We start from the raw sequence: 306 nt of genomic DNA on the forward strand, positions 1-306 counted from the left end.
AGGAATGAAATACATTTCACACACACATAATGGATATACGTTTATCCTTTATAAATTAGGTGTTTTTGCATTATTTGCATACTTATTTTTTATCTTCAGACTTTACTGGGTTGGACAAAAAAGTAATACATTCGAAGCCAAATTTATTTCTGTATTAGCAATCATTTACTTCTTCACAACACTAACAATAACAGGTATTTATAACCAAAGAGATAATATGATTATTATATTAGGATGTCTATTATTTTATTATTTTAATACATTTAATAAATCGTCTGCCGAAGTTGACCAAGCATAATTCGATTC

1 protein-coding gene is annotated in these 306 nt (G+C 26.8%); it reads left to right on the forward strand.

The genetic code is table 11. From position 1 onward, the window contains the following. A partial coding sequence (locus QWI17_RS01580; protein ID WP_302720737.1) for a hypothetical protein occupies window positions 1–298 on the forward strand: 298 nt, incomplete at its 5' end. Window positions 299–306 lie beyond the last annotated feature (8 nt).

This window comes from Gilvimarinus gilvus, assembly GCF_030518155.1.
Classification (GTDB): domain Bacteria; phylum Pseudomonadota; class Gammaproteobacteria; order Pseudomonadales; family Cellvibrionaceae; genus Gilvimarinus; species Gilvimarinus gilvus.